At 66.8% G+C, this 16,818-nt stretch carries 17 protein-coding genes and 1 tRNA gene; 8 read left to right on the top strand and 10 right to left on the bottom strand.

Going from position 1 to position 16,818, the window contains the following annotated elements:
- Window positions 1-63: 63 nt before the first annotated feature.
- The 4 genes from efeB to AC3IMC_RS08215 form a co-directional block, all read right to left on the bottom strand.
- Complete coding sequence (gene efeB, locus AC3IMC_RS08230; protein WP_490917933.1) at window positions 64-1,434, bottom strand: iron uptake transporter deferrochelatase/peroxidase subunit; 1,371 nt, start codon at window positions 1,432-1,434, stop codon at window positions 64-66.
- Complete coding sequence (gene efeO / locus AC3IMC_RS08225; protein WP_490917931.1) at window positions 1,431-2,627, bottom strand: iron uptake system protein EfeO; 1,197 nt, start codon at window positions 2,625-2,627, stop codon at window positions 1,431-1,433. The genes efeB and efeO overlap by 4 nt, the downstream gene beginning before the upstream one ends.
- 30 nt (window positions 2,628-2,657) lie before the next feature.
- The gene (gene efeU, locus AC3IMC_RS08220) at window positions 2,658-3,518 is read right to left on the bottom strand and encodes an iron uptake transporter permease EfeU (protein WP_490917929.1); all 861 of its coding nucleotides are present in this window, start codon (window positions 3,516-3,518) and stop codon (window positions 2,658-2,660) included.
- Window positions 3,519-3,731: 213 nt separating this feature from the next.
- Window positions 3,732-4,223, bottom strand: a complete 492-nt coding sequence (locus AC3IMC_RS08215) for a YajQ family cyclic di-GMP-binding protein (protein WP_138136122.1) — start codon at window positions 4,221-4,223, stop codon at window positions 3,732-3,734.
- A gap of 185 nt (window positions 4,224-4,408) precedes the next feature.
- Here AC3IMC_RS08215 and AC3IMC_RS08210 point away from each other — a divergent pair, with 185 nt between their 5' ends.
- From AC3IMC_RS08210 to AC3IMC_RS08200, 3 genes are all read left to right on the top strand, one after another.
- A complete protein-coding gene (locus AC3IMC_RS08210; RefSeq protein WP_490918097.1) occupies window positions 4,409-4,642 on the top strand; it encodes a hypothetical protein in 234 nt (77 codons plus the stop codon).
- A 163-nt stretch (window positions 4,643-4,805) separates the two neighbouring features.
- Window positions 4,806-4,887: transfer RNA gene (locus AC3IMC_RS08205), tRNA-Tyr, on the top strand.
- Between the two features lie 284 nt (window positions 4,888-5,171).
- Window positions 5,172-5,597 carry a CBS domain-containing protein gene (locus AC3IMC_RS08200; protein ID WP_490917927.1) on the top strand — a complete coding sequence of 142 codons (426 nt, stop codon included), beginning with the start codon at window positions 5,172-5,174 and terminating at the stop codon, window positions 5,595-5,597.
- 82 nt (window positions 5,598-5,679) lie between these two features.
- Here the strand turns inward: AC3IMC_RS08200 and AC3IMC_RS08195 are convergent, their stop codons facing one another.
- Window positions 5,680-6,657 carry a LysM peptidoglycan-binding domain-containing protein gene (locus tag AC3IMC_RS08195; RefSeq protein ID WP_490917925.1) on the bottom strand — a complete coding sequence of 326 codons (978 nt, stop codon included), beginning with the start codon at window positions 6,655-6,657 and terminating at the stop codon, window positions 5,680-5,682.
- A gap of 399 nt (window positions 6,658-7,056) precedes the next feature.
- Here AC3IMC_RS08195 and AC3IMC_RS08190 point away from each other — a divergent pair, with 399 nt between their 5' ends.
- Both AC3IMC_RS08190 and AC3IMC_RS08185 read left to right on the top strand, forming a co-directional pair.
- Window positions 7,057-7,611 (top strand): acyl-CoA thioesterase, encoded by a 555-nt coding sequence (locus AC3IMC_RS08190; protein ID WP_490917923.1) that lies wholly within the window; start codon window positions 7,057-7,059, stop codon window positions 7,609-7,611.
- Between the two features lie 83 nt (window positions 7,612-7,694).
- The gene (locus AC3IMC_RS08185; protein WP_490917921.1) at window positions 7,695-8,132 is read left to right on the top strand and encodes a thioredoxin family protein; all 438 of its coding nucleotides are present in this window, start codon (window positions 7,695-7,697) and stop codon (window positions 8,130-8,132) included.
- Between the two features lie 63 nt (window positions 8,133-8,195).
- Here AC3IMC_RS08185 and AC3IMC_RS08180 read toward each other — a convergent pair whose 3' ends face one another.
- On the bottom strand, window positions 8,196-8,474 hold the full coding sequence (locus AC3IMC_RS08180) for a putative quinol monooxygenase (protein ID WP_490917920.1): 279 nt from the start codon (window positions 8,472-8,474) through the stop codon (window positions 8,196-8,198).
- A gap of 103 nt (window positions 8,475-8,577) precedes the next feature.
- Between AC3IMC_RS08180 and AC3IMC_RS08175 the strand changes: the two genes are divergently transcribed.
- The gene (locus AC3IMC_RS08175; protein WP_490917918.1) at window positions 8,578-10,254 is read left to right on the top strand and encodes an AMP-binding protein; all 1,677 of its coding nucleotides are present in this window, start codon (window positions 8,578-8,580) and stop codon (window positions 10,252-10,254) included.
- On the opposite strand, the gene AC3IMC_RS08170 is transcribed toward AC3IMC_RS08175, so the two are convergent.
- The 3 genes from AC3IMC_RS08170 to AC3IMC_RS08160 all read right to left on the bottom strand — a co-directional run bounded on the left by AC3IMC_RS08170 (window position 10,251) and on the right by AC3IMC_RS08160 (window position 12,833).
- Complete coding sequence (locus tag AC3IMC_RS08170; protein WP_490917916.1) at window positions 10,251-10,757, bottom strand: hypothetical protein; 507 nt, start codon at window positions 10,755-10,757, stop codon at window positions 10,251-10,253. The two genes, AC3IMC_RS08175 and AC3IMC_RS08170, sit on opposite strands and share 4 nt — an antisense overlap.
- A 119-nt stretch (window positions 10,758-10,876) precedes the next feature.
- Window positions 10,877-12,364, bottom strand: a complete 1,488-nt coding sequence (locus AC3IMC_RS08165) for a multicopper oxidase family protein (protein WP_490917915.1) — start codon at window positions 12,362-12,364, stop codon at window positions 10,877-10,879.
- Window positions 12,348-12,833, bottom strand: coding sequence for a hypothetical protein (locus tag AC3IMC_RS08160; RefSeq protein WP_490917913.1), 486 nt, complete (start codon window positions 12,831-12,833; stop codon window positions 12,348-12,350). The genes AC3IMC_RS08165 and AC3IMC_RS08160 overlap by 17 nt, the downstream gene beginning before the upstream one ends.
- 174 nt (window positions 12,834-13,007) lie before the next feature.
- Between AC3IMC_RS08160 and AC3IMC_RS08155 the strand changes: the two genes are divergently transcribed.
- Window positions 13,008-15,059, top strand: a complete 2,052-nt coding sequence (locus tag AC3IMC_RS08155; RefSeq protein ID WP_490917911.1) for a histidine kinase — start codon at window positions 13,008-13,010, stop codon at window positions 15,057-15,059.
- 16 nt (window positions 15,060-15,075) lie between these two features.
- Window positions 15,076-15,762 carry a response regulator gene (locus AC3IMC_RS08150; RefSeq protein WP_490917909.1) on the top strand — a complete coding sequence of 229 codons (687 nt, stop codon included), beginning with the start codon at window positions 15,076-15,078 and terminating at the stop codon, window positions 15,760-15,762.
- Between the two features lie 9 nt (window positions 15,763-15,771).
- Here AC3IMC_RS08150 and AC3IMC_RS08145 read toward each other — a convergent pair whose 3' ends face one another.
- Window positions 15,772-16,758, bottom strand: a complete 987-nt coding sequence (locus tag AC3IMC_RS08145; protein WP_490917907.1) for a DNA-3-methyladenine glycosylase family protein — start codon at window positions 16,756-16,758, stop codon at window positions 15,772-15,774.
- Between the last annotated feature and the right edge of the window lie 60 nt (window positions 16,759-16,818).

The raw sequence follows: 16,818 nt of genomic DNA, 5'->3' as shown, positions 1-16,818 counted from the left end.
TTTGCGCGTCGGGAACGACGGCGGGGCGGCGCCGGCTCAGTCATGCCGCAGCCCCACGCGCCCCTAGGTGAAGAGCCCTTCGCCGATGAAACCCTCCGGCTTCACTCCGCCGGGGACGGCGAACAGGCCCGATCCGGTGTGCTTGAGGTACTCCACGGCCAGCGTGTCGCCCTTGGCCATGGCCATCTGCATGGGGACGTAGTGGGTCCGCGGGTCGGTGACGAATGCGATGAAGAACAGCCCGGCGTCGAGGTGGCCTACGCCGTCGGAACCGTCCGTGTAGTTGTAGCCGCGTCGGAGCATCCGCACCCCGTTGTTCTGGCCGGGGTGGGCCATCCGCATATGTGAATCGAGCGGAATCAGTGGCTTGCCGCCCTTGCCCTGCCGGGCGAAGTCGGGCTCGGTGAACTCCTCGCCGCCGGAGAGGGGGGCGCCCGTTCCCTTGGTCCTGCCGATCAGGCCTTCCTGTTCGCCCAGGGAGGTCCGGTCCCAGATTTCGATGTGCATCCGGATGCGGCGGGCCACCAGGAAGCTGCCGCCGGCCAGCCACCCGTCCTCCGGCCGGGAAGCCTTGGCCCAGACGTGCTGGTCCAGCAGTTGCTGGTCCTCGACCTTGAGGTTGTTGGTGCCGTCCTTGAAGCCGAACAGGTTACGCGGGGTCTGCTGGGCGCGGGAGGTGGAGGACGTGCGGCCAAAGCCTAGCTGGGACCACCGCACCCGCACCTTCCCGAATCCGATCCTGGCCAGGTTCCGGATGGCGTGGACAGCCACCTGGGGATCGTCGGCGCAGGCCTGCACCACCAGGTCACCGCCGCTGCGGGCAGGGTCGAGGTCGTCGCCGGGGAAATGCGGGAGGTCGATCAGCGCCTCGGGCTTCCGCCCTTCCAGGCCGAAACGGGCCGCACCGTCCTTTTCGAACAGGCTGGCTCCGAAGCCGAAGGTCAGGGTCAGCTTTCCGGCGTTCAGGTCCAGCGCCTCCCCGGTGTCCTCCGGCGGCGCGCCGTAGGGCCCGTCCACAGCACCCGTTGCCCCGGCAGGCCGGCCCTGGGTCAGCGCTGCCGCGGCCTCGGTCCAGTCCTTGAGCAACTGGACCAGCTCTTCCCGCTTGGTGGTGGTGACGTCGAACGCCGCCATATGGAGGCGGTCCTGGGCAGCAGTGGTGATGCCCGCCTGGTGGTCGCCGTGGAAGGGGACCACGGGACTGTCGGCGGATGGCGCGGGGGCAGCAGTGGCGGCGACGGCGTCGTGCCCCAGGAAGCCGGCGGCAAGCCCGGCGGCTGCACCGCCCAGCCCGGCGAGGCTGAGCAGGCCGCGCCTGCTGACGCGCGGCCCCGCCGTCGGCTGTTCCGCGCGTGCCGCCGCGCCGGCCGAACCGCCGGCTTCCGAAGCTGCCGCTCCTGCCGGCGGCGGGCCGCCGAACGGGCAGCCGGTCACAGGACCACCGCTGCCGTCAGCTTGGACAGGGGCTCCCCGAGTGCGTCCACGAGGGAGGCGAGCCGCTGGACCTGTTCCGGTGCCAGTTTGTCGTAGGAGGTGAAGCCGTCACCCTGGGCGTGGGTGGCAAGCTCGGCCTGCAGGGCCGCGAACTTCTCGTCCAGCGACGTGGCCAGGGCCGGATCCTTCTGCTGGAGCGCCGGGAGGAGGTTCTCAAAGGCGATCCGGGCTCCGTCGACGTTCGCCTGGAAGTCCCAAAGGTCCGTGTGCGACCAGATCTCCTCCTCGCCGGTCACCTTTCCGGTGGCGACTTCGTCGAGGAGTTCCTTGGCGCCGTTGCCAAGGTTGTCAGCGGTGAAGTCGAGGGTGCGGGTGCGCTCCACGAGGTCCTTGGTGTCGGCCACCAGGCGGTCGGCGATGGACGCGCGTTCGGCAGGGGTCAGGGCGGTGTAGTCCGCGGGCGGGAAGAGGTCCTTCTCCGCACGGTGCCAGCCGGTCCACTCCTGGCCGGGTTCCAGGTCGGCTTCGCGGGCATCGAGCTGCGGATCGAGGTCCCCGAAGGACTCCGCCACGGGCTCGATCCGCTCCCAGTGCTGGCGCGTGGCGGCGTAAAGGGACCGTGCTTTCTCTGCGTCCCCCGCGGCGAAGGCGGCGGCGAACTGCTGCGTGCCGGCGAGCAGCTGTTCGCTCTGGTCCTTGACGTAGGACGCGTACTGGCCGGTGGCGGTGTCAAGCAGGTGCTGGAAGTCCGCGTCCGCGGAGGGCTGGTTGCCGGACTGGGTCACCTCCAGCGCGCCCCTGATTCCGTCGCCTTCCATGCCCGGCTTGCAGGCGGTGGTGTAGGTGCCCGCCGGGGCAGTGACCACGAGGTTGCGGGTGAGTCCGGGGCCGATGTTCTCCACCTCGCCCAGGATGCGCAGTCCGTCCGCTGCCAGCAGGTAGAACTCGGTCACCTCCGTGCCTTCGTTCTTCACGGTGAAGGTGAGGTTGCCGCTGGGCACGCTCCCGGTGGACACCTTGCATTCGGTGGCCGAGCTGACCACCTGGATGGCACCCGGGGAGGCGTCGGCGGCCTTGGTGTTGTCAGTGCACCCGGTGACGAGGAGGGGGACGGCCACGACGGCGGCTGCCAACGAAGCGATCTTTGCGCCGGGAGTGGTGCGGGCGTTTTTGGGCAGGGCGAAGCAAGGCATGGGGATTTCCTTAGGTGCGGGTGGAGGGGGTCAGGCGGCCGCTACGGCCTTGACGGCAGCGTTGTTCCCGGTAGCGGCTGGACTGGGTGGTGACTTGCGGTTGGTGCGCAGGTAGAGGAACAGCACCGGCAGCACGTAGGCGAGCCAGGCGGCGGCCTCAAGCCAGGTGGTGGCGGGGGAGAAGTTCAGGGTGCCCTTGAGCAGCGTGCCGTACCAGGACGACGGCGGGACGGCGCCGCTGACGTCGAAGGCCAGGACGTGCAGGCCGGGCAGGAAGCGGGCCTCCTGGAGGTCGTGGATGCCGTAGGCCAGGACTCCGCCCGCGATCACGACCAGCGCCGCCCCGGTCCAGGTAAAGAACCGGGAGAGGTTCACCTTGAGGACGCCGCGGTGCAGCAGGTAGCCGAGTCCTGCCGCGGCGGCAAGGCCGAACAGGGCGCCGATCAGCGGCTGGGTGGACTCGCCAGTCGCCTTGGCGGCCGCCCAGAGGAACAGGGCCGTTTCCAGTCCTTCGCGGCCAACGGCGATGGCGGCGACGACGGCCAGGCCCCAGCCTGCTCCGCCTGCGGACCTGTCGACGCGCGACTTGAGGTCGCTGCCCAGGGTCCGCGCCGTGCGCGCCATCCAGAAGACCATCCAGGTCACCAGGGCAACAGCGACGATGGACAGGCTGCCGCCGATGGCCTCCTGCGCCTCGAACGTCAGGCCCTGGGGTCCGAAGGTCAGCAGGGCGCCGAAGCCGATGGAGACGGCAATTGCCGCGGCCACGCCTGCCCACAGGCGGGGAATGAGGTGGCGCCGGCCGGTCTTGGCCAGGTAGGCCATCAGCAGGACCACCACCAGGGTAGCTTCGAGTCCTTCGCGCAGGCCGATCAGGAAGTTGGCTGTCATGGATATTCTTTCGCTCACGCGGCCCTACTTAGGCAGGCCTAAGGAAGAGGTTACCCGGCGGTGGCTATTACGCAAACTAAACGTGCGTTAATTCCCGGGAGGTTACCTTTGGCGACGCGGGCGCTCCACCGGTGCGCGTGGTCATCCCCTGTATGCAAAAAGGCTGACGCCCCCCTTATTCGGGGTGCGCCAGCCTTTTCGGAGCGGCGGAAGCTAGCTGCGGAAGTTCACAAACTGCAGGTCCGCTTCCTCGAAGTCCTTCAGCAATGCCATCGTGGCCTGCAGGTCGTCGCGTGACTTGGATGAAACGCGGAGTTCGTCGCCCTGGATCTGGGACTTGACGGACTTGGGGCCTTCGTCGCGGATGAGCTTGTTGATCTTCTTGGCCAGGTCCTGCGCGATGCCTTCCTTGATGGAGGCTTCCAGGCGATACTCCTTGCCGGATGCGTAGGGCTCGCCGCTGTCCAGGGACTTCAGCGAGATGCCCCGCTTGATCAGCTTGGACTGGAAGACGTCCAGGACAGCCTTGACGCGTTCTTCCGAATTGGCCTTCATGAGGATCTTTTCGCCGCTGAAGTCGATCTCGGCGCCAACGCCCTTGAAGTCATAGCGCTGGGCAATTTCCTTCTGGGACTGGTTGAGCGCGTTGGCCACTTCCTGCTTGTCCACTTTGCTTACGACGTCGAACGTTGACTCGCCTGCCATGACTCTCCTTTTTGCCGGTGGGAGCCCTGTGCGGGACAGGGCATGGATCTCTGCGTTCCAGCCTAATACGGATGCTCCGGCTGGTGGGGGTGCGGTATTCACAGTTCCCTCTCAGCGGACGTACCGGGGGAACGAAGGAGGCCACGGAAAAGTTGGAGCAGCTGGACCAGTACGAAGGGAACTCCATGCACCGCAAAGCCGCCCGCTACGTCACCCGGACCACCGCAGCCGCAGCAACATCGGTGGCGGCGGCCGCGGTGGCGGCCTCAGTCGTTTTCAGCCCCGTCGCGGACGCCTCTTCCCGGCTGGAGGGCGTGCGGGCTGACCTTCAGCGGGCAGTGCAGCTGAACCAGATCACCGCAGAGCAGGCACTCAGCTTTGAGGCGAAGCTGGCCGGGCGCATCCTGGGCGAGGCCTGAGCTGCTTTTCCCCGCCGTTTCAAGGATTTTCGGGTCAGGCGGGTCCCGATTCGATTCTTCGGCGGAAGTTCTGTAAAGTTGTCTTGCCCGCGGTTACTGAAGCGGAACGGCCCGGAAACGGACGCTCCGCAGACTGCATCAGCGGGTACTTCTTTTGAAGTTCGGCAGATTACCCGAGCGGCCAAAGGGGGCTGACTGTAAATCAGCTGGCAACGCCTACGGGGGTTCGAATCCCTCATCTGCCACCCAAGGAAAGCCTCCGGAACCACCAGGTTCCGGAGGCTTTTTCGTGCCCCGAAACCACCTCCGGCGCACGTCCCGGAACGCGCCATCACCTCGTGCCCTGAATCCACGAACGCGCCATCAGGTTTTGTCGGGAATCTGCGGGTCGTGCTGACGCGTCCTCGAGGAGCCGGAAGAAGGCGCCGAATCCCCGTCGACACCGTGTTGGAGCGGGCGTAGTCTGGCAGCATCGGCGCATGAGCCCCGATGCCCTGCGTCGATATTCCTATCGATGAAGGAGGATTCAATGAGTGCTGTACGCGAATTCATGACCACTGATGCGCGATGTATCAGGGAAACTGAGTCCCTCGCGGAAGCGGCCCGGATCATGCGCGACATGGACTGCGGCTCGCTGCCGATCTGTGGAGACGATGGCAAACTCCAAGGCATGATCACGGACCGCGACATCGTGATCAAGTGCGTTGCCGCCGGCCGCGACCCGAGCCAGATGATGGCCCGCGATCTCGCCTCCGGCAAGCCGCACTGGATTGATGCCGACGCCAACGTCGATGCAGCGATCGACATGATGGAGAAGCACCAGGTCCGCAGGCTGCCCGTGATCTCGGACCACAAGCTGGTGGGCATCATCAGCCAGGGCGACATTGCGCGCAACTACTCAGAGCAGCGCGTGGGCGAACTGGTGGAGCACATTTCAGAGCGCCACGGGATGTAGCGCCCCAGCACAGCATGGCCTTGTCCACGGGTCCCGGCCTGGAAGGTTCGGACCCGCGGACAAGCTTTGGAAACTTCGCCGGTCAGTTCAGTGCGATCAGCAGCATCTGGCTGGTGCCCGGGATGCAGGTCTGCAGTATCGCCCGGGGGAAACCGCCGAAGACCGCGATGACGTCGTTGGTGGTTCCTGGATTGGGGACCTGGCCGCGCGCCGTCACGGTAAACGTGCCGTAGCCCGGAATGCTCACCGTTTCTCCGACACCGATTCCGGAGAAACGCGCCCAGCCACCGCAGAAATCATGTTCGGTGATGAACAGCGAGTAGCCGTCGTTCGGTGTGTAGTGGATAGGCCCAATGCAGGCATCCACCATGGACTGTCCGCCGGAGCCCGCGACGTAAATGGTACGCACGGCAGGGGCGGCAACGACGGGTGCGGGTGCGGGAGCGGGAGCGGCGGCAGGAGCCGGGGCGGGCGCGGCGGCCGGAGCAGGTGCCGGTGCGGCCACCTCGACGGCGGGTCCGATGAGCAGGAGCGTCTGGCCGGGGTAGATAGTGCTGTAGGGCCCAAGGCCGTTGGCCGCGAGCATGGCATTCATGTCCACGCCATGGCTGGCAGCAATTGCGCCCACTGTGTCACCCGGTGCCACGGTATAGAGGTTGGGATCGCCCGCCGGGGCAGGTGCCGGTTCGGGCGCCGGCGCGGGTGCCGGTTCCGGTGCGGGCGGAGCCGCAGGAGCGGGCTCGGCCGGCGCTGCGGGAGCCGTTTCGCCAGCAGGAGCCGCCGCGGAAGCGGCCGGGTCTGCGGAAGGGGCGGCGGTGCTTGGTGCCGTTGGCAGTGCGGCCTCGGCAACCTGGACCGCCGTCGTCGCGCTTCCAGTATGCGAGGCTGGCGGTGCTGCCAGGGCCCCCACGCCCACGGCGGCCACCACAGCTGCCGTGGCCATGCCCGCCCAAAGCTTGTTGCTGATGGCGGGGCGTCCGGTGTTGAGGTCGGTGCGGGGTTCGTCGGTGGCGAAGCTTCGGCTCACGCCGTCGGGGGAGGTGGAGACTTTCTGGTTCATGGGTAGCCCATCCGGGGACGGTCCGGCCAGGCAGTGCAGGGGCATGCCAGGTCGCCGGACGGATCGAGATGTTGTGGCGCCGCAGGCCCCTGCAGCTGCGGGGGCCGCGCGCGGCGCGGGATGGAGGCATCCGCATACCCAGAAAATACGGAGCTCCGCGTGAAGGCAGGAATCCCGGAAGCCACCCGGGGGACCTGCCCAGTGCGTGTTTGGTCCTAGGAATCCCGAGTCTAAAAAGGCGGGACCAAGCCGGGCACCAGTAGGAATTACCCGAGTTTTTGCTCTCAGTACCCGGCCGCTTCGGCCCGGCTACTCAAGCCCGGCAGGGCCCACTACTTGCTTCAAGCGCCTGCATGGCGGCTTCCGCCCGCAGATGTTACCGGCGGGTAGCATTGGGTCATGCACCTGCTCCTGAGAACCCTGCTTCTGCTGTTCCGTTCCTCCCGGCGGCCGTCCCTGGCAGCCTGGGATCCCTCGTCCCTGCCGCTGCGCGTCCTGCCGACGGACATCGACATCGCCATGCACGTCAACAACGGCATGTACCTGTCCCTGATGGACCTGGGCAGGTTCGACCTGATGGTGCGCAGCGGCGTCTGGAAGCGGATGCGCCGCCGCGGCTGGAGCCCGGTGGTGTCCGCGGAAACCATCTCCTTCCGCAAATCGCTGCAGCTGTGGCAGGAGTACACCATCGAAACCCGCATCATCGGGCTGGACACCAAGGCGATTTTCTTCGAACAGCGCATGGTGTCCGACGGCGAGATTTACGCGCGTGCCTACATCGCCACCCGGCTGGTCACCAAGGGGCGTCCTGTCAGCCAGCAGGACATCCTGGAAGAGTTCGGCGCCCCGCCGGCGGACCTGGAGCTCCCGGAATGGATCCACGAGTGGCGGGCCTCCAGCGCCCTGCCCGGCAGCCGCACAGCGGCCCCGCACCTCTGGGACGCCAGCGCCTGAGCCGGGTGCCGCCGTCGTTGTTCCCAATGACGCGGGGAGCGAACAGCCGCGACAGGCGGCACCGGGACGCGTACCGTTGACACATGGCTACCCTTGACATCACAGGTGAACAGTTCGCATCCACCATTGAAGGCAACGACATTGTCCTGGTCGATTTCTGGGCAGAATGGTGCGGCCCCTGCAAGCAGTTCGGCCCCACCTACTCGGCAGTCTCCGAGAAGCACCCTGACGTCGTCTTCACCAAAGTGGACACCGAGGCCGAGCAGCAGCTCGCGGCGGAGGCTGGCATCACTTCCATCCCCACGCTGATGGCTTTCCGCGAAAAGGTGCTGGTCTTCTCGCAGCCCGGCGCCCTGAATGCCCAGCAGCTTGAGCAGGTGGTGGACGCGGTCAAGGCACTGGACATGGACGAGGTCCACGCCCATGTGGCCCGCCAGCGGGAGGAAGCGGCGGCCGCGGCCAGCAAGCCCGCCGGATCCCAGGGCGGCACCCAGGACGGCACGCAGATCCCCGACTTCTAAATCTCCTTAAACACAAAATGCGGGACTCCCCACCGGGGTCCCGCATTTTGTGTTTAAGGCACGCTAGACGCGCTCCACCTTGACCGGTTCGGCCAGCAGGGCGCTCAGCGATTCGTTCAGGTCCTGCACCGCGATGCCTTTGGAGTGCCTGTCCAGGTCCTCCTCGGAAGCCCACTGCTCGGTGAGGACCAGCTTCTCCTCGGTGGCTTCGGTCAGTTCGTACTGGATGCAGCCTGGCTCCTTCACCACCTCGTCGATGGCAATTTCCAGGGCCAGTTTGACGCGGTGAAACTCGCCCTCGTTGGGGATGAACGTTGCTATCAGATCAATCGGTGCACTCATGGATTTCACAATACCGGGCGACGCCGGCCGCTCCGCTTCTGTTGCGTCCGTTTCCCTGCCTGTCGTCCTTCTCCTGCCGGGATCCTGTTGGTAGCGTGCCAGCATGCGTGCTTATACAGCCGGGGACACTGACGTCCCGCTCCTGGAAGAGACCATTGGTGCGAACTTTGAGCGCGTTGCCGCGCAGTTCCCCCTGCATGACGCGCTGATTGAAGCCGCGCCTGTGCCGGGCGCTGACGCCCGCCGCTGGAGCTACACCAAGCTGAACGACGACGTCGACCGGCTCGCGCGTGCGCTGCTCGCCCTGGGCGTGGCCAAGGGCGAGAGGGTGGGCATCTGGAGCCCCAACTGCGCGGAGTGGACGCTCCTGCAGTACGCCACCGCCAAGGCAGGCGCCATCCTGGTCAACGTCAATCCGGCGTACCGCAGCCACGAACTTGAATTCGTGGTCAAGCAGAACGGCATGCGGATGCTGGTCACGGCCCCCTCGGACCGCACCAGCGACTACGTGGGCATGGCACGCAGGGCGCTGGCGGTATGCCCTGACCTGCGCGAACTCGTCTTCCTGCCGGACCATGGCCTGGACGGGCTGGAAGCTGGCGCGCCCCAACGGGACGCGGAACTCACGTACGCCGAACTCCTCAACCGGGCGGACGGCGTCGGACACCCCGTCCTCAGGGCCCGCATGGCCGAGCTCAGCCCGCACGACCCGATCAACCTGCAGTACACCTCCGGCACCACGGGGTTCCCCAAGGGTGCGACGCTGACCCACCACAACATCCTCAACAACGGCTTCGCGATCGGTGAGCTGCTGGGCTACACCGAGCACGACCGGGTGGTCATTCCGGTGCCGTTCTACCATTGCTTCGGGATGGTGATCGGCAACCTGAACGCGCTCAGCCATGGCGCCGCCACCATCATCCCGGGCCGCGGATTCTCGCCGGCGGCGGCGCTGGAGGCGGTGCAGGACTTCGGCGGGACGTCCCTCTACGGGGTGCCCACCATGTTCATCGCGGAGCTGGCCCTGCCCGACTTTTCGTCGTACGAGCTGTCCACGCTGCGCACGGGGGTGATGGCCGGCTCGCTCTGCCCCGTCGAGGTGATGCGCCGGGTGATCTCGGACATGCACATGGTGGACGTGGCCATTTGCTACGGCATGACGGAGACGTCGCCAGTGTCCACCATGACCCGCAAGGGTGACACGCTCCAGCAGCGTACCGAGACGGTGGGCCGGACCATGCCGCAGCTGGAAAGCCGGATCGTGGACCCGGCCACGGGCGAGGAGCTGGAACGCGGGCAGATCGGCGAGCTTTGTACCCGCGGCTATGCGGTCATGGCAGGGTACTGGAACCAGCCGGACAAGACGGCCGAGGCGATCGACGCCGAGGGGTGGATGCACACCGGCGACCTGGCACGCATGGACGACGACGGGTACGTGGTGGTGGAGGGCCGGATCAAGGACATGGTGATCCGCGGCGGCGAAAACATCTACCCGCGCGAGATTGAGGAGTTCCTTTACACCCATCCCGCCATCCAGGACGTCCAGGTGATCGGCGTCCCGGACAGCAAGTACGGCGAGGAACTGATGGCCTGCATCATTCTCAAACCGGGAGCCGAACCGCTGGATGCGGCCGCGCTGGCGGAGTTCTGCCGCGGAAAGCTGGCGCACTACAAGATTCCCCGCTACGTGGAGGTGCGTGAGAGCTTCCCGATGACCGTCTCGGGAAAGATCCGGAAAGTCGAGATGCGCGAGCAGGCGGTGGCCCGGCTGGGGCTTTAGGGAGTACGGGTCCGGCGGGCGGATCCGGCCCGCACCGCAACAACGGCCACGACTGCGGCCGCCACCAGCGCTGCCACCGCCAGGACGGTGCCGCTTTCCCACCGTGCCAGGGTGACGGTGCGGGTGCTGCCGCGGGTGGCCTCCCTGCCCGGAAGGTTCCAGTCTTCCGGGGCGGGGAAGATCCCGGCTGGCAGCTTCTCCTGCTGGAGCTGCCGCTGGGATGCGAGCCGGGCCCGGACCTCGTCGTTCGGGGCGGGCACGATCTCGTCCGCCACTACAGCCGCGGGGAGGTCCACGATGTACGGTTCGCCATAGAACGCCGAGGAGGCCACCGACTCCACCCAGGTCCCAGGGGGCGGCTCTACGCCATGCCGGGCAAAAGCGGTCAGCAGCATCTCGCGGATTTCGCCCAGCCCTTTGCCGTCGGCGACCCGCGTGACCTCGAAAATGGCCAGCTGGAGCCGGACCTTCTCGTCAGTCACGCTTCCTGCAGTGGAGCTCATGGGTGTCCTTTCGGTCATGGTGCCGCCCGCCTCGGAGGAGGCTTCCATCCTTGGCGTACCCATTGCCCCGCGGCTCAAGCGGTTGTGGGCGGGGAGGCCGTGGGGGCGCCTGAATTCTGTTATTCGGGATGGTTGCCCGCCCTCCCGTTGATGGTGAACGGCGTGGTGATCCCTTCGTACATCACATGTGCAACGAGACCGTCCACCGCATGCTCGAGCGTATGGCAGTGGTCGGTCCAGATTCCGGGATTGTCAGCAACGAACGCCACGTCGTAGGACTCGCCTGGATGGATGTCGAGGGAATCAACCCACCAGGGGCTTCCTGTCGCGGAAAGTCCATCACGAGAGAGCACAAGGACATGGTGGCCATGGAGATGCATCGGATGAACCTCACCCGATTCGTTCCGCAGATGCATCAGGACCACATCGCCCTGACGCACGCTGAACATAGGTGCGTCGGGGTAGAGCCGGCCGTTCACGGTCCAGAAGTTGCCGGGCCGGCCGTCGATGACGCCGAGGCGACGTCCAATGGCGTAATCGAACGTGCGGTCGGGCGCCGCCGCCTCAAAGCCAAGCGGGGCGGGGCTTCCGTAAGCCAGGAAGTCGAGCGTCTCTGACGGCTGCCTTGCCCCCGGCTCATCGCCCGCTGCGGAGCCAATGAAGACACTGCGGGCTCCTCCGACGTTGAGCCGGGCAGCCCCGTGCGCGGGTGCCTGCAGCGTGATGTCCACCCGGCCGCCCGCAGGAACCAGCACTGAGCGGTCCTGGATGACCGCAGGGGCCTTGACCTCCCGTCCGTCAATGGCAGCAACCCGAAAAGGAGCGGCCGACCAGACCGATGCGGTTCCCTGGTCGGTGTTGATGACGCGGATCCTCACGGTTGCCCCCGGCTCTGCCGGGACGTGTTCGTCCAGGACCCGTCCGTTCAGGGTGTGCTGGCCGCCATAAACGTGCAGTAATGCCACGGCCTCTGTGGTGCCACCATTGACTGGTGGCACGGCTGGCTCGACCACCACGGCGCCCAGGAGCCCGCGCTCCACCTGCTCATGGGAGAGTTGGTGGGAGTGGTACCAATAAGTGCCGGGATCTTTGGCAACGAACCTATAGGAATGCTGTCCGCCTACGGGTACTGCGTCCTGGGTGATGCCGGCAACGCCGTCAGCCGCGTTTGGCACGTCCATCCCGTGCCAGTGCAGGGTGGCGCCGGCACTAACGGATTCGTTGACGAACACAGCCTCCACGAGGTCGCCCTGGCGGGCACGGATGGTCGGCCCCGGAGAAGTGCCGTTAATCGTGTACCCCTGGACCGGGTGACCGCCAGGCACCTCAATGGTCTGCGAACCTGCAACAAGCCGGATCCGTACGTCGGGTTTCCGGAGCGGGTCTGCCGCCAGCTCAGTGACGCTGATTGAACCGGCGGCTGCCCCGGTGCCCATCGCTGCGTCGTGGCTGGCGTGCCCCCCGGCCAAGGCTCCGGCCCGCCCCATCGTCATGACCGAGTATTCGCCCAGCAGTGTCGAACTCCATGCGACCGCGGCGAGCCCGGCGGCCGCCGTCAACGCGCAGGCGGCGGAGACCCGGCGCACCAGGTCAGGTCGTGACGGCATTGGGGGAAGCTGGCTTCGGTACCTTGGCGGTGGCCGTCGGCCTGGTCCGGAGCGCCGCGTGGATGGCGGTCACCAGCACGGCCAACGCGTTTGCGCCATGGACCAGGCCCAGGTACGGCATGTCCGCGATCGAATAGCCGAGGGTGGCCTGCAGGGCGACAAGGGCAAAAACGACGCCGGCCCACAAGCGTGCGCCGCGCAGGTGCACTCCTTGGTAGGTCACGAAGAACGACAGAATGAAGAGCAGGAGGGCGGCCACGGGGATGACCATTCCGCCGACGATTCCATGGATGGGGAACCCGAGTTCCCCGGTGAACACCGCCTGCCTGCTCTCCACGAGCGCCTTATCGACAACACCACCCTCCTGGACGAAGTGTGCAATCCCACCGAGCGCGAAGGCGATCGACGCGGCCTGCACCACCACGCCCCCGGCCACAATCCAAGCGAGAACTGCATAGATCCTGCGCATAGTGCACTCCCATCGGTCCCGGCGCCGGCCCTGCGGCGTCTTTCGACCCACGGTAGGCGCGCCCGGGCGGTGCGGGAACGCGGCAGGCCACGGGGTGCATGGAGGAAAGCCGCAGGGGTGGTCCGGTGCACCTACCCCCTCCCGGGAATGGCGGGGAAGGCGGATCATAGGACTGTGCTCCGCAGATGGGGATCATTGGCGCTGCTGGCTCCGCTGGGAGCGGCATCGCTCGCCTACGTCGTCATTGTCCGCGGACTCGGGGATTCCCCTGCCGACCATGCCCTCGCCTGGCCGCTCCTCGGAGTGCTCCCCACGTTTGTCTTTGGCATCTGGCTGCTGACCGTATCCCTGTCCCGATCCGCTGTCTTCGTCGCCCTGGCGGCTACGGCGATGGCTGCCGGTTCGGCCTTCGAAACCCTGGTCCAGCGGAATGCCGGGCTGCTCCAGGAGCCCGGATTTCCGTTCATCAATGCGATTGGCCTGACCGCCGACGCGACGGCGACAGCCAGTTTCCTCATCATGTTCGCTACCTATCCCACTGGAACGCCGGAACGCCGATGGCAGCGGACCGCCCTGAGGTTCCTGTGGGCACCGCTGCTGGTGGGACCCCTGACCTTGCTGACAACCCCCCACGTGGTGACGCAGGCCTATAGTGGCGTCAGCGGGGAATCCATTCCGAATCCGTTTGCCGTCCCTTGGCTGGAGTGGGCAGCGCCCGCCGTGCATTACCTGCTCTACCAGCCGTGGCCGAGTGTGGCGCTGGGGTTGGCGGTCCTGTATTCGCGTGCACTCTTCGGTGATCCGGAGATCCGTGCCCGGATGCGCTTGATGACTTGGGTGGTCACGGTATCGCTGGCTGCCTTCATCTTCTGGACGTTCGGCCGGACCCCTTGGGACACCATCGTGGCCGTCGCCGTCTACGCCAGTCTCCTGGCCATTCCGCTCGCCGCCATCCATGGCATCTTCCGGTATGGGGCATTCGACATCGCAGCCGTGGACCGGGGACGGCACGTGGCCCGCTCCTCCAACCTGCTGATCACGGTTCTCTACGGGATCGGTGCGGCTACTCCGGCGGTGTTGCTGGCCGACAGGCTCACCGTGCTGGGGGCAGTCCTGTTGACCGCGCTGCTGGCTGTCTGCCTGCTGCCGGTACGGGGCTGGCTGCAGGCGTGGATCCAACGCGCGGTCTTTGGCGACCGGGACCGCCAGTTGGCACTCCTCAGCGAGCTCGGGTCGCGCCTGGAGCAAGCGGTTGAGCCCGCCGAATTGCTCAACCGTCTTGCGGCCGCCGTGCGCGATGGGCTTGACGCATCCTGGGTGCGGATCAGCCTGGCGGGAGCTGAGGGCAGGCTCGCGGAGCAGCCCGCCGGCGTGGCAGGCGATGTCAAGGGCGAGGCCCGGCTCCAATGCGGCCTGTCTCGTGCCGACGAAAACCTTGGACATATAGAGGTGGGCCCGCGACGCCGAAGTGATTACAGCGAGGCCGAACGTGCCCTGCTTGGAACTGTCGCCGGCCAGGCCGCGGCATCGGTCGCCAACGTCCGGCTCAGCGCCCAGCTCGCCGAGCAGCTCAGTGACCTGACTGCATCGCGCGTGCGGCTCGTCGCAGCGCAGGATGACGAGCGGAAGAGGCTGGAGCGGGACCTGCATGATGGAATCCAACAGAACGTGGTGGCCCAAATTGCCGGGCTCCGCCTGGCCCGCAACCGGTTGCAGCGCGGCGAACTGAGGGTGGACGAGTTGGCGGGCCTGCAGGACCAGGCCCGGGAAATCCTGACGGACCTGCGCGAACTCGCCCACGGGATTCACCCGCCGGTGCTCAGCGACAACGGCCTGGTGGCGGCAATTGAGTCAAGTGCAGCCCGGTTCCCCATCCCGCTGACCGTGGAAGCGGACGAAAGGGTGCGTGCCGAACGGTTCCCGGAAGATGTGGAGACGACTGCGTACTACGTCGTGCGGGAGGCCCTGGCGAACACCGCCAAACACTCGCACGCGACCCTCGCTACTGTGGGGCTCGCCCGAAAGAACGGGCATCTGCACATCGCGATCACCGATGACGGATGCGGAATTCACGCGCGGGTTCCCGCGGCCCGCGGCGGTCTTGCGAACATCCGGGACCGGGTGGCAGCACTGCGGGGCAGCATGGACGTCCTCGGCCATGATCCTTCGGGTACAACCGTCATGGTGGACCTGCCCGTCGACCGTACGGGGGAATCCGTTGGATGAGCCTGGCGTCCTTCGCGTGGTGATCGCAGAGGACAATTACCTGGTGCGCGAGGGGCTTCGCCGCTTGCTGGAGGACTCCGGTGAAATTGATGTCGTCGCCTCCGTGGGGAATGCCCTTGAGCTGTTTGACGCCGTCCGCAGGTTCGCGCCGGACGCAGTCCTGACCGATATCCGGATGCCGCCTGGCCACCATATGGAAGGGATTGAGGCGGCGCGCACCATCCGTGCCGCGCATCCTGGTACCGGGGTGGTGGTGCTCTCCCAGCATGCCGACCAAAGCTATGCGCTCGCGCTCTTCGCCGACGGGTCGGCCGGACTTGGCTATTTGCTGAAAGACCGCATTGGCGACCTCGAGGACCTGGTGCATGCCCTTCGCGAGGTGCGTTCGGGTGGTTCCGTCATCGACCCCCAGATCGTGGACACCTTGGTACGCCGCCGAAGTGCGGGTGCAACAAGTCCGCTCTCCGAACTCTCGCCCCGGGAGCTGGACGTGCTGCGCGAGATGGCGCAGGGCAAGACCAACGCCGGCATCGAACAGTCGCTGTTCCTGTCTGCGTCCACCGTGGAAAAGCACGTGAATTCGATCTTCAGCAAACTCCGGCTTCCCTCAACCGGGGTGCACCGCCGCGTTGCCGCCGTGTTGGCGTTCCTGCAGAGCAGCAGCACACCGGCAGGCGGTGACCCCTCAACAGCAGGGCAGTAGCGGCCCGGGTCAGTGCCCGCGGTGGTCCTGGATAGTCATCCGGGGGCCGAACGTGGGCTTCCGGAAACCCGTGCTCTGGATCATCCGGACCACGCGCTGCCGGTGTCCCTTCCATGGCTCCAGCAGCCGGAGCATGCCGGCATCGTCGGTCCTGCGGCCGGTCAGAGCGGCGCCCACATAGGCCGCTAGATGGTAGTCGCCCACCGAAATCGAGTCTGGGCAGCCGTGCGTGCGCTGCACCACCTCCGCCGCCGTCCAGATACCGATGCCAGGGATGACCTGCATCTTCTCGGCTGCTTCAGCGGCAGGCAGCGCAGCGAGCCGTTCAAGGGCGACGGCGGAGCGCAGCGCCCGCATGACGGTCGCCGAACGCTGGGGGCCGACGCCGGCTTTATGCCACTCCCAGCTGGGGACCTGCAGCCACTGCATGGCCGTCGGTGCGACCAAGAGGCCGGGCGGCGTGGAAGTTCCGGCCGGTGGCGCCGGCGTTCCATAGCGGTGCACCAGATACCGGTACGCGCGCCGCGCCTCGATGACAGTGACCTTCTGCTCCAGGATGATGGGCACCAACTGGTCCACCATGCGGCCGCTGGACGGGAGCCGCAGCGCCAGGCTCCGCCTGCGTGCTTCCCGGACCATGCGCGGCAGCGTGGCATGGAAGGCAGGTTCATCGAAACCCCGCCAGTCGTCGTCGCCCCCCAGGAGCCGCGGCACTGCCCTGATCGCGTCCGCGGCACCGGGCCCCCAGGCCTGGGCGTCCACCACCGCCGGACCTGCACCGCCGCCGCCCGCGGAGGCGAGGCGCAAGGTAGCGGGACCGCCCGGCGTCGTAAACGCGTTCCACATGACATCGCCCTGGACGCTGAATGATGGATCGCTGTTGCCGCGCAGCAGCGGTCCAAGGGTGCGGACCAGGCTGTAGGGACCCTCCGGATACCACCGCAGCGACGCGTCCGCGGCGGCCGCCAGCCGGGGAGGTGCCTCTGCGATGGTCATGTCTTCCATGGTCCCACGGCCCGCTGACAACGACGGGACCATCGGCCCTTCTCCGCCGTG

It is taken from the genome of Arthrobacter sp. E70 (assembly GCF_058266945.1).
Note: the sequence above shows the minus strand (reverse complement) of the source record. Positions and strands in the feature narration are given on the sequence as shown.

Bases quoted from the DNA above. Each gene is read 5' to 3' on its own strand.
- AC3IMC_RS08190 (WP_490917923.1), top strand. From the start codon at position 7,057: ATGCACCTGCTCCTGAGAACCCTGCTTCTGCTGTTCCGTTCCTCCCGG.
- AC3IMC_RS08180 (WP_490917920.1), bottom strand. From the start codon at position 8,474: ATGAGTGCACCGATTGATCTGATAGCAACGTTCATCCCCAACGAGGGC.
- AC3IMC_RS08215 (WP_138136122.1), bottom strand. From the start codon at position 4,223: ATGGCAGGCGAGTCAACGTTCGACGTCGTAAGCAAAGTGGACAAGCAG.
- AC3IMC_RS08175 (WP_490917918.1), top strand. From the start codon at position 8,578: ATGCGTGCTTATACAGCCGGGGACACTGACGTCCCGCTCCTGGAAGAG.
- AC3IMC_RS08145 (WP_490917907.1), bottom strand. From the start codon at position 16,758: ATGACCATCGCAGAGGCACCTCCCCGGCTGGCGGCCGCCGCGGACGCG.
- AC3IMC_RS08200 (WP_490917927.1), top strand. From the start codon at position 5,172: ATGAGTGCTGTACGCGAATTCATGACCACTGATGCGCGATGTATCAGG.
- AC3IMC_RS08210 (WP_490918097.1), top strand. From the start codon at position 4,409: ATGCACCGCAAAGCCGCCCGCTACGTCACCCGGACCACCGCAGCCGCA.
- AC3IMC_RS08165 (WP_490917915.1), bottom strand. From the start codon at position 12,364: ATGCCGTCACGACCTGACCTGGTGCGCCGGGTCTCCGCCGCCTGCGCG.
- AC3IMC_RS08160 (WP_490917913.1), bottom strand. From the start codon at position 12,833: ATGCGCAGGATCTATGCAGTTCTCGCTTGGATTGTGGCCGGGGGCGTG.
- efeU (WP_490917929.1), bottom strand. From the start codon at position 3,518: ATGACAGCCAACTTCCTGATCGGCCTGCGCGAAGGACTCGAAGCTACC.
- efeO (WP_490917931.1), bottom strand. From the start codon at position 2,627: ATGCCTTGCTTCGCCCTGCCCAAAAACGCCCGCACCACTCCCGGCGCA.
- AC3IMC_RS08195 (WP_490917925.1), bottom strand. From the start codon at position 6,657: ATGAACCAGAAAGTCTCCACCTCCCCCGACGGCGTGAGCCGAAGCTTC.
- AC3IMC_RS08170 (WP_490917916.1), bottom strand. From the start codon at position 10,757: ATGAGCTCCACTGCAGGAAGCGTGACTGACGAGAAGGTCCGGCTCCAG.
- AC3IMC_RS08185 (WP_490917921.1), top strand. From the start codon at position 7,695: ATGGCTACCCTTGACATCACAGGTGAACAGTTCGCATCCACCATTGAA.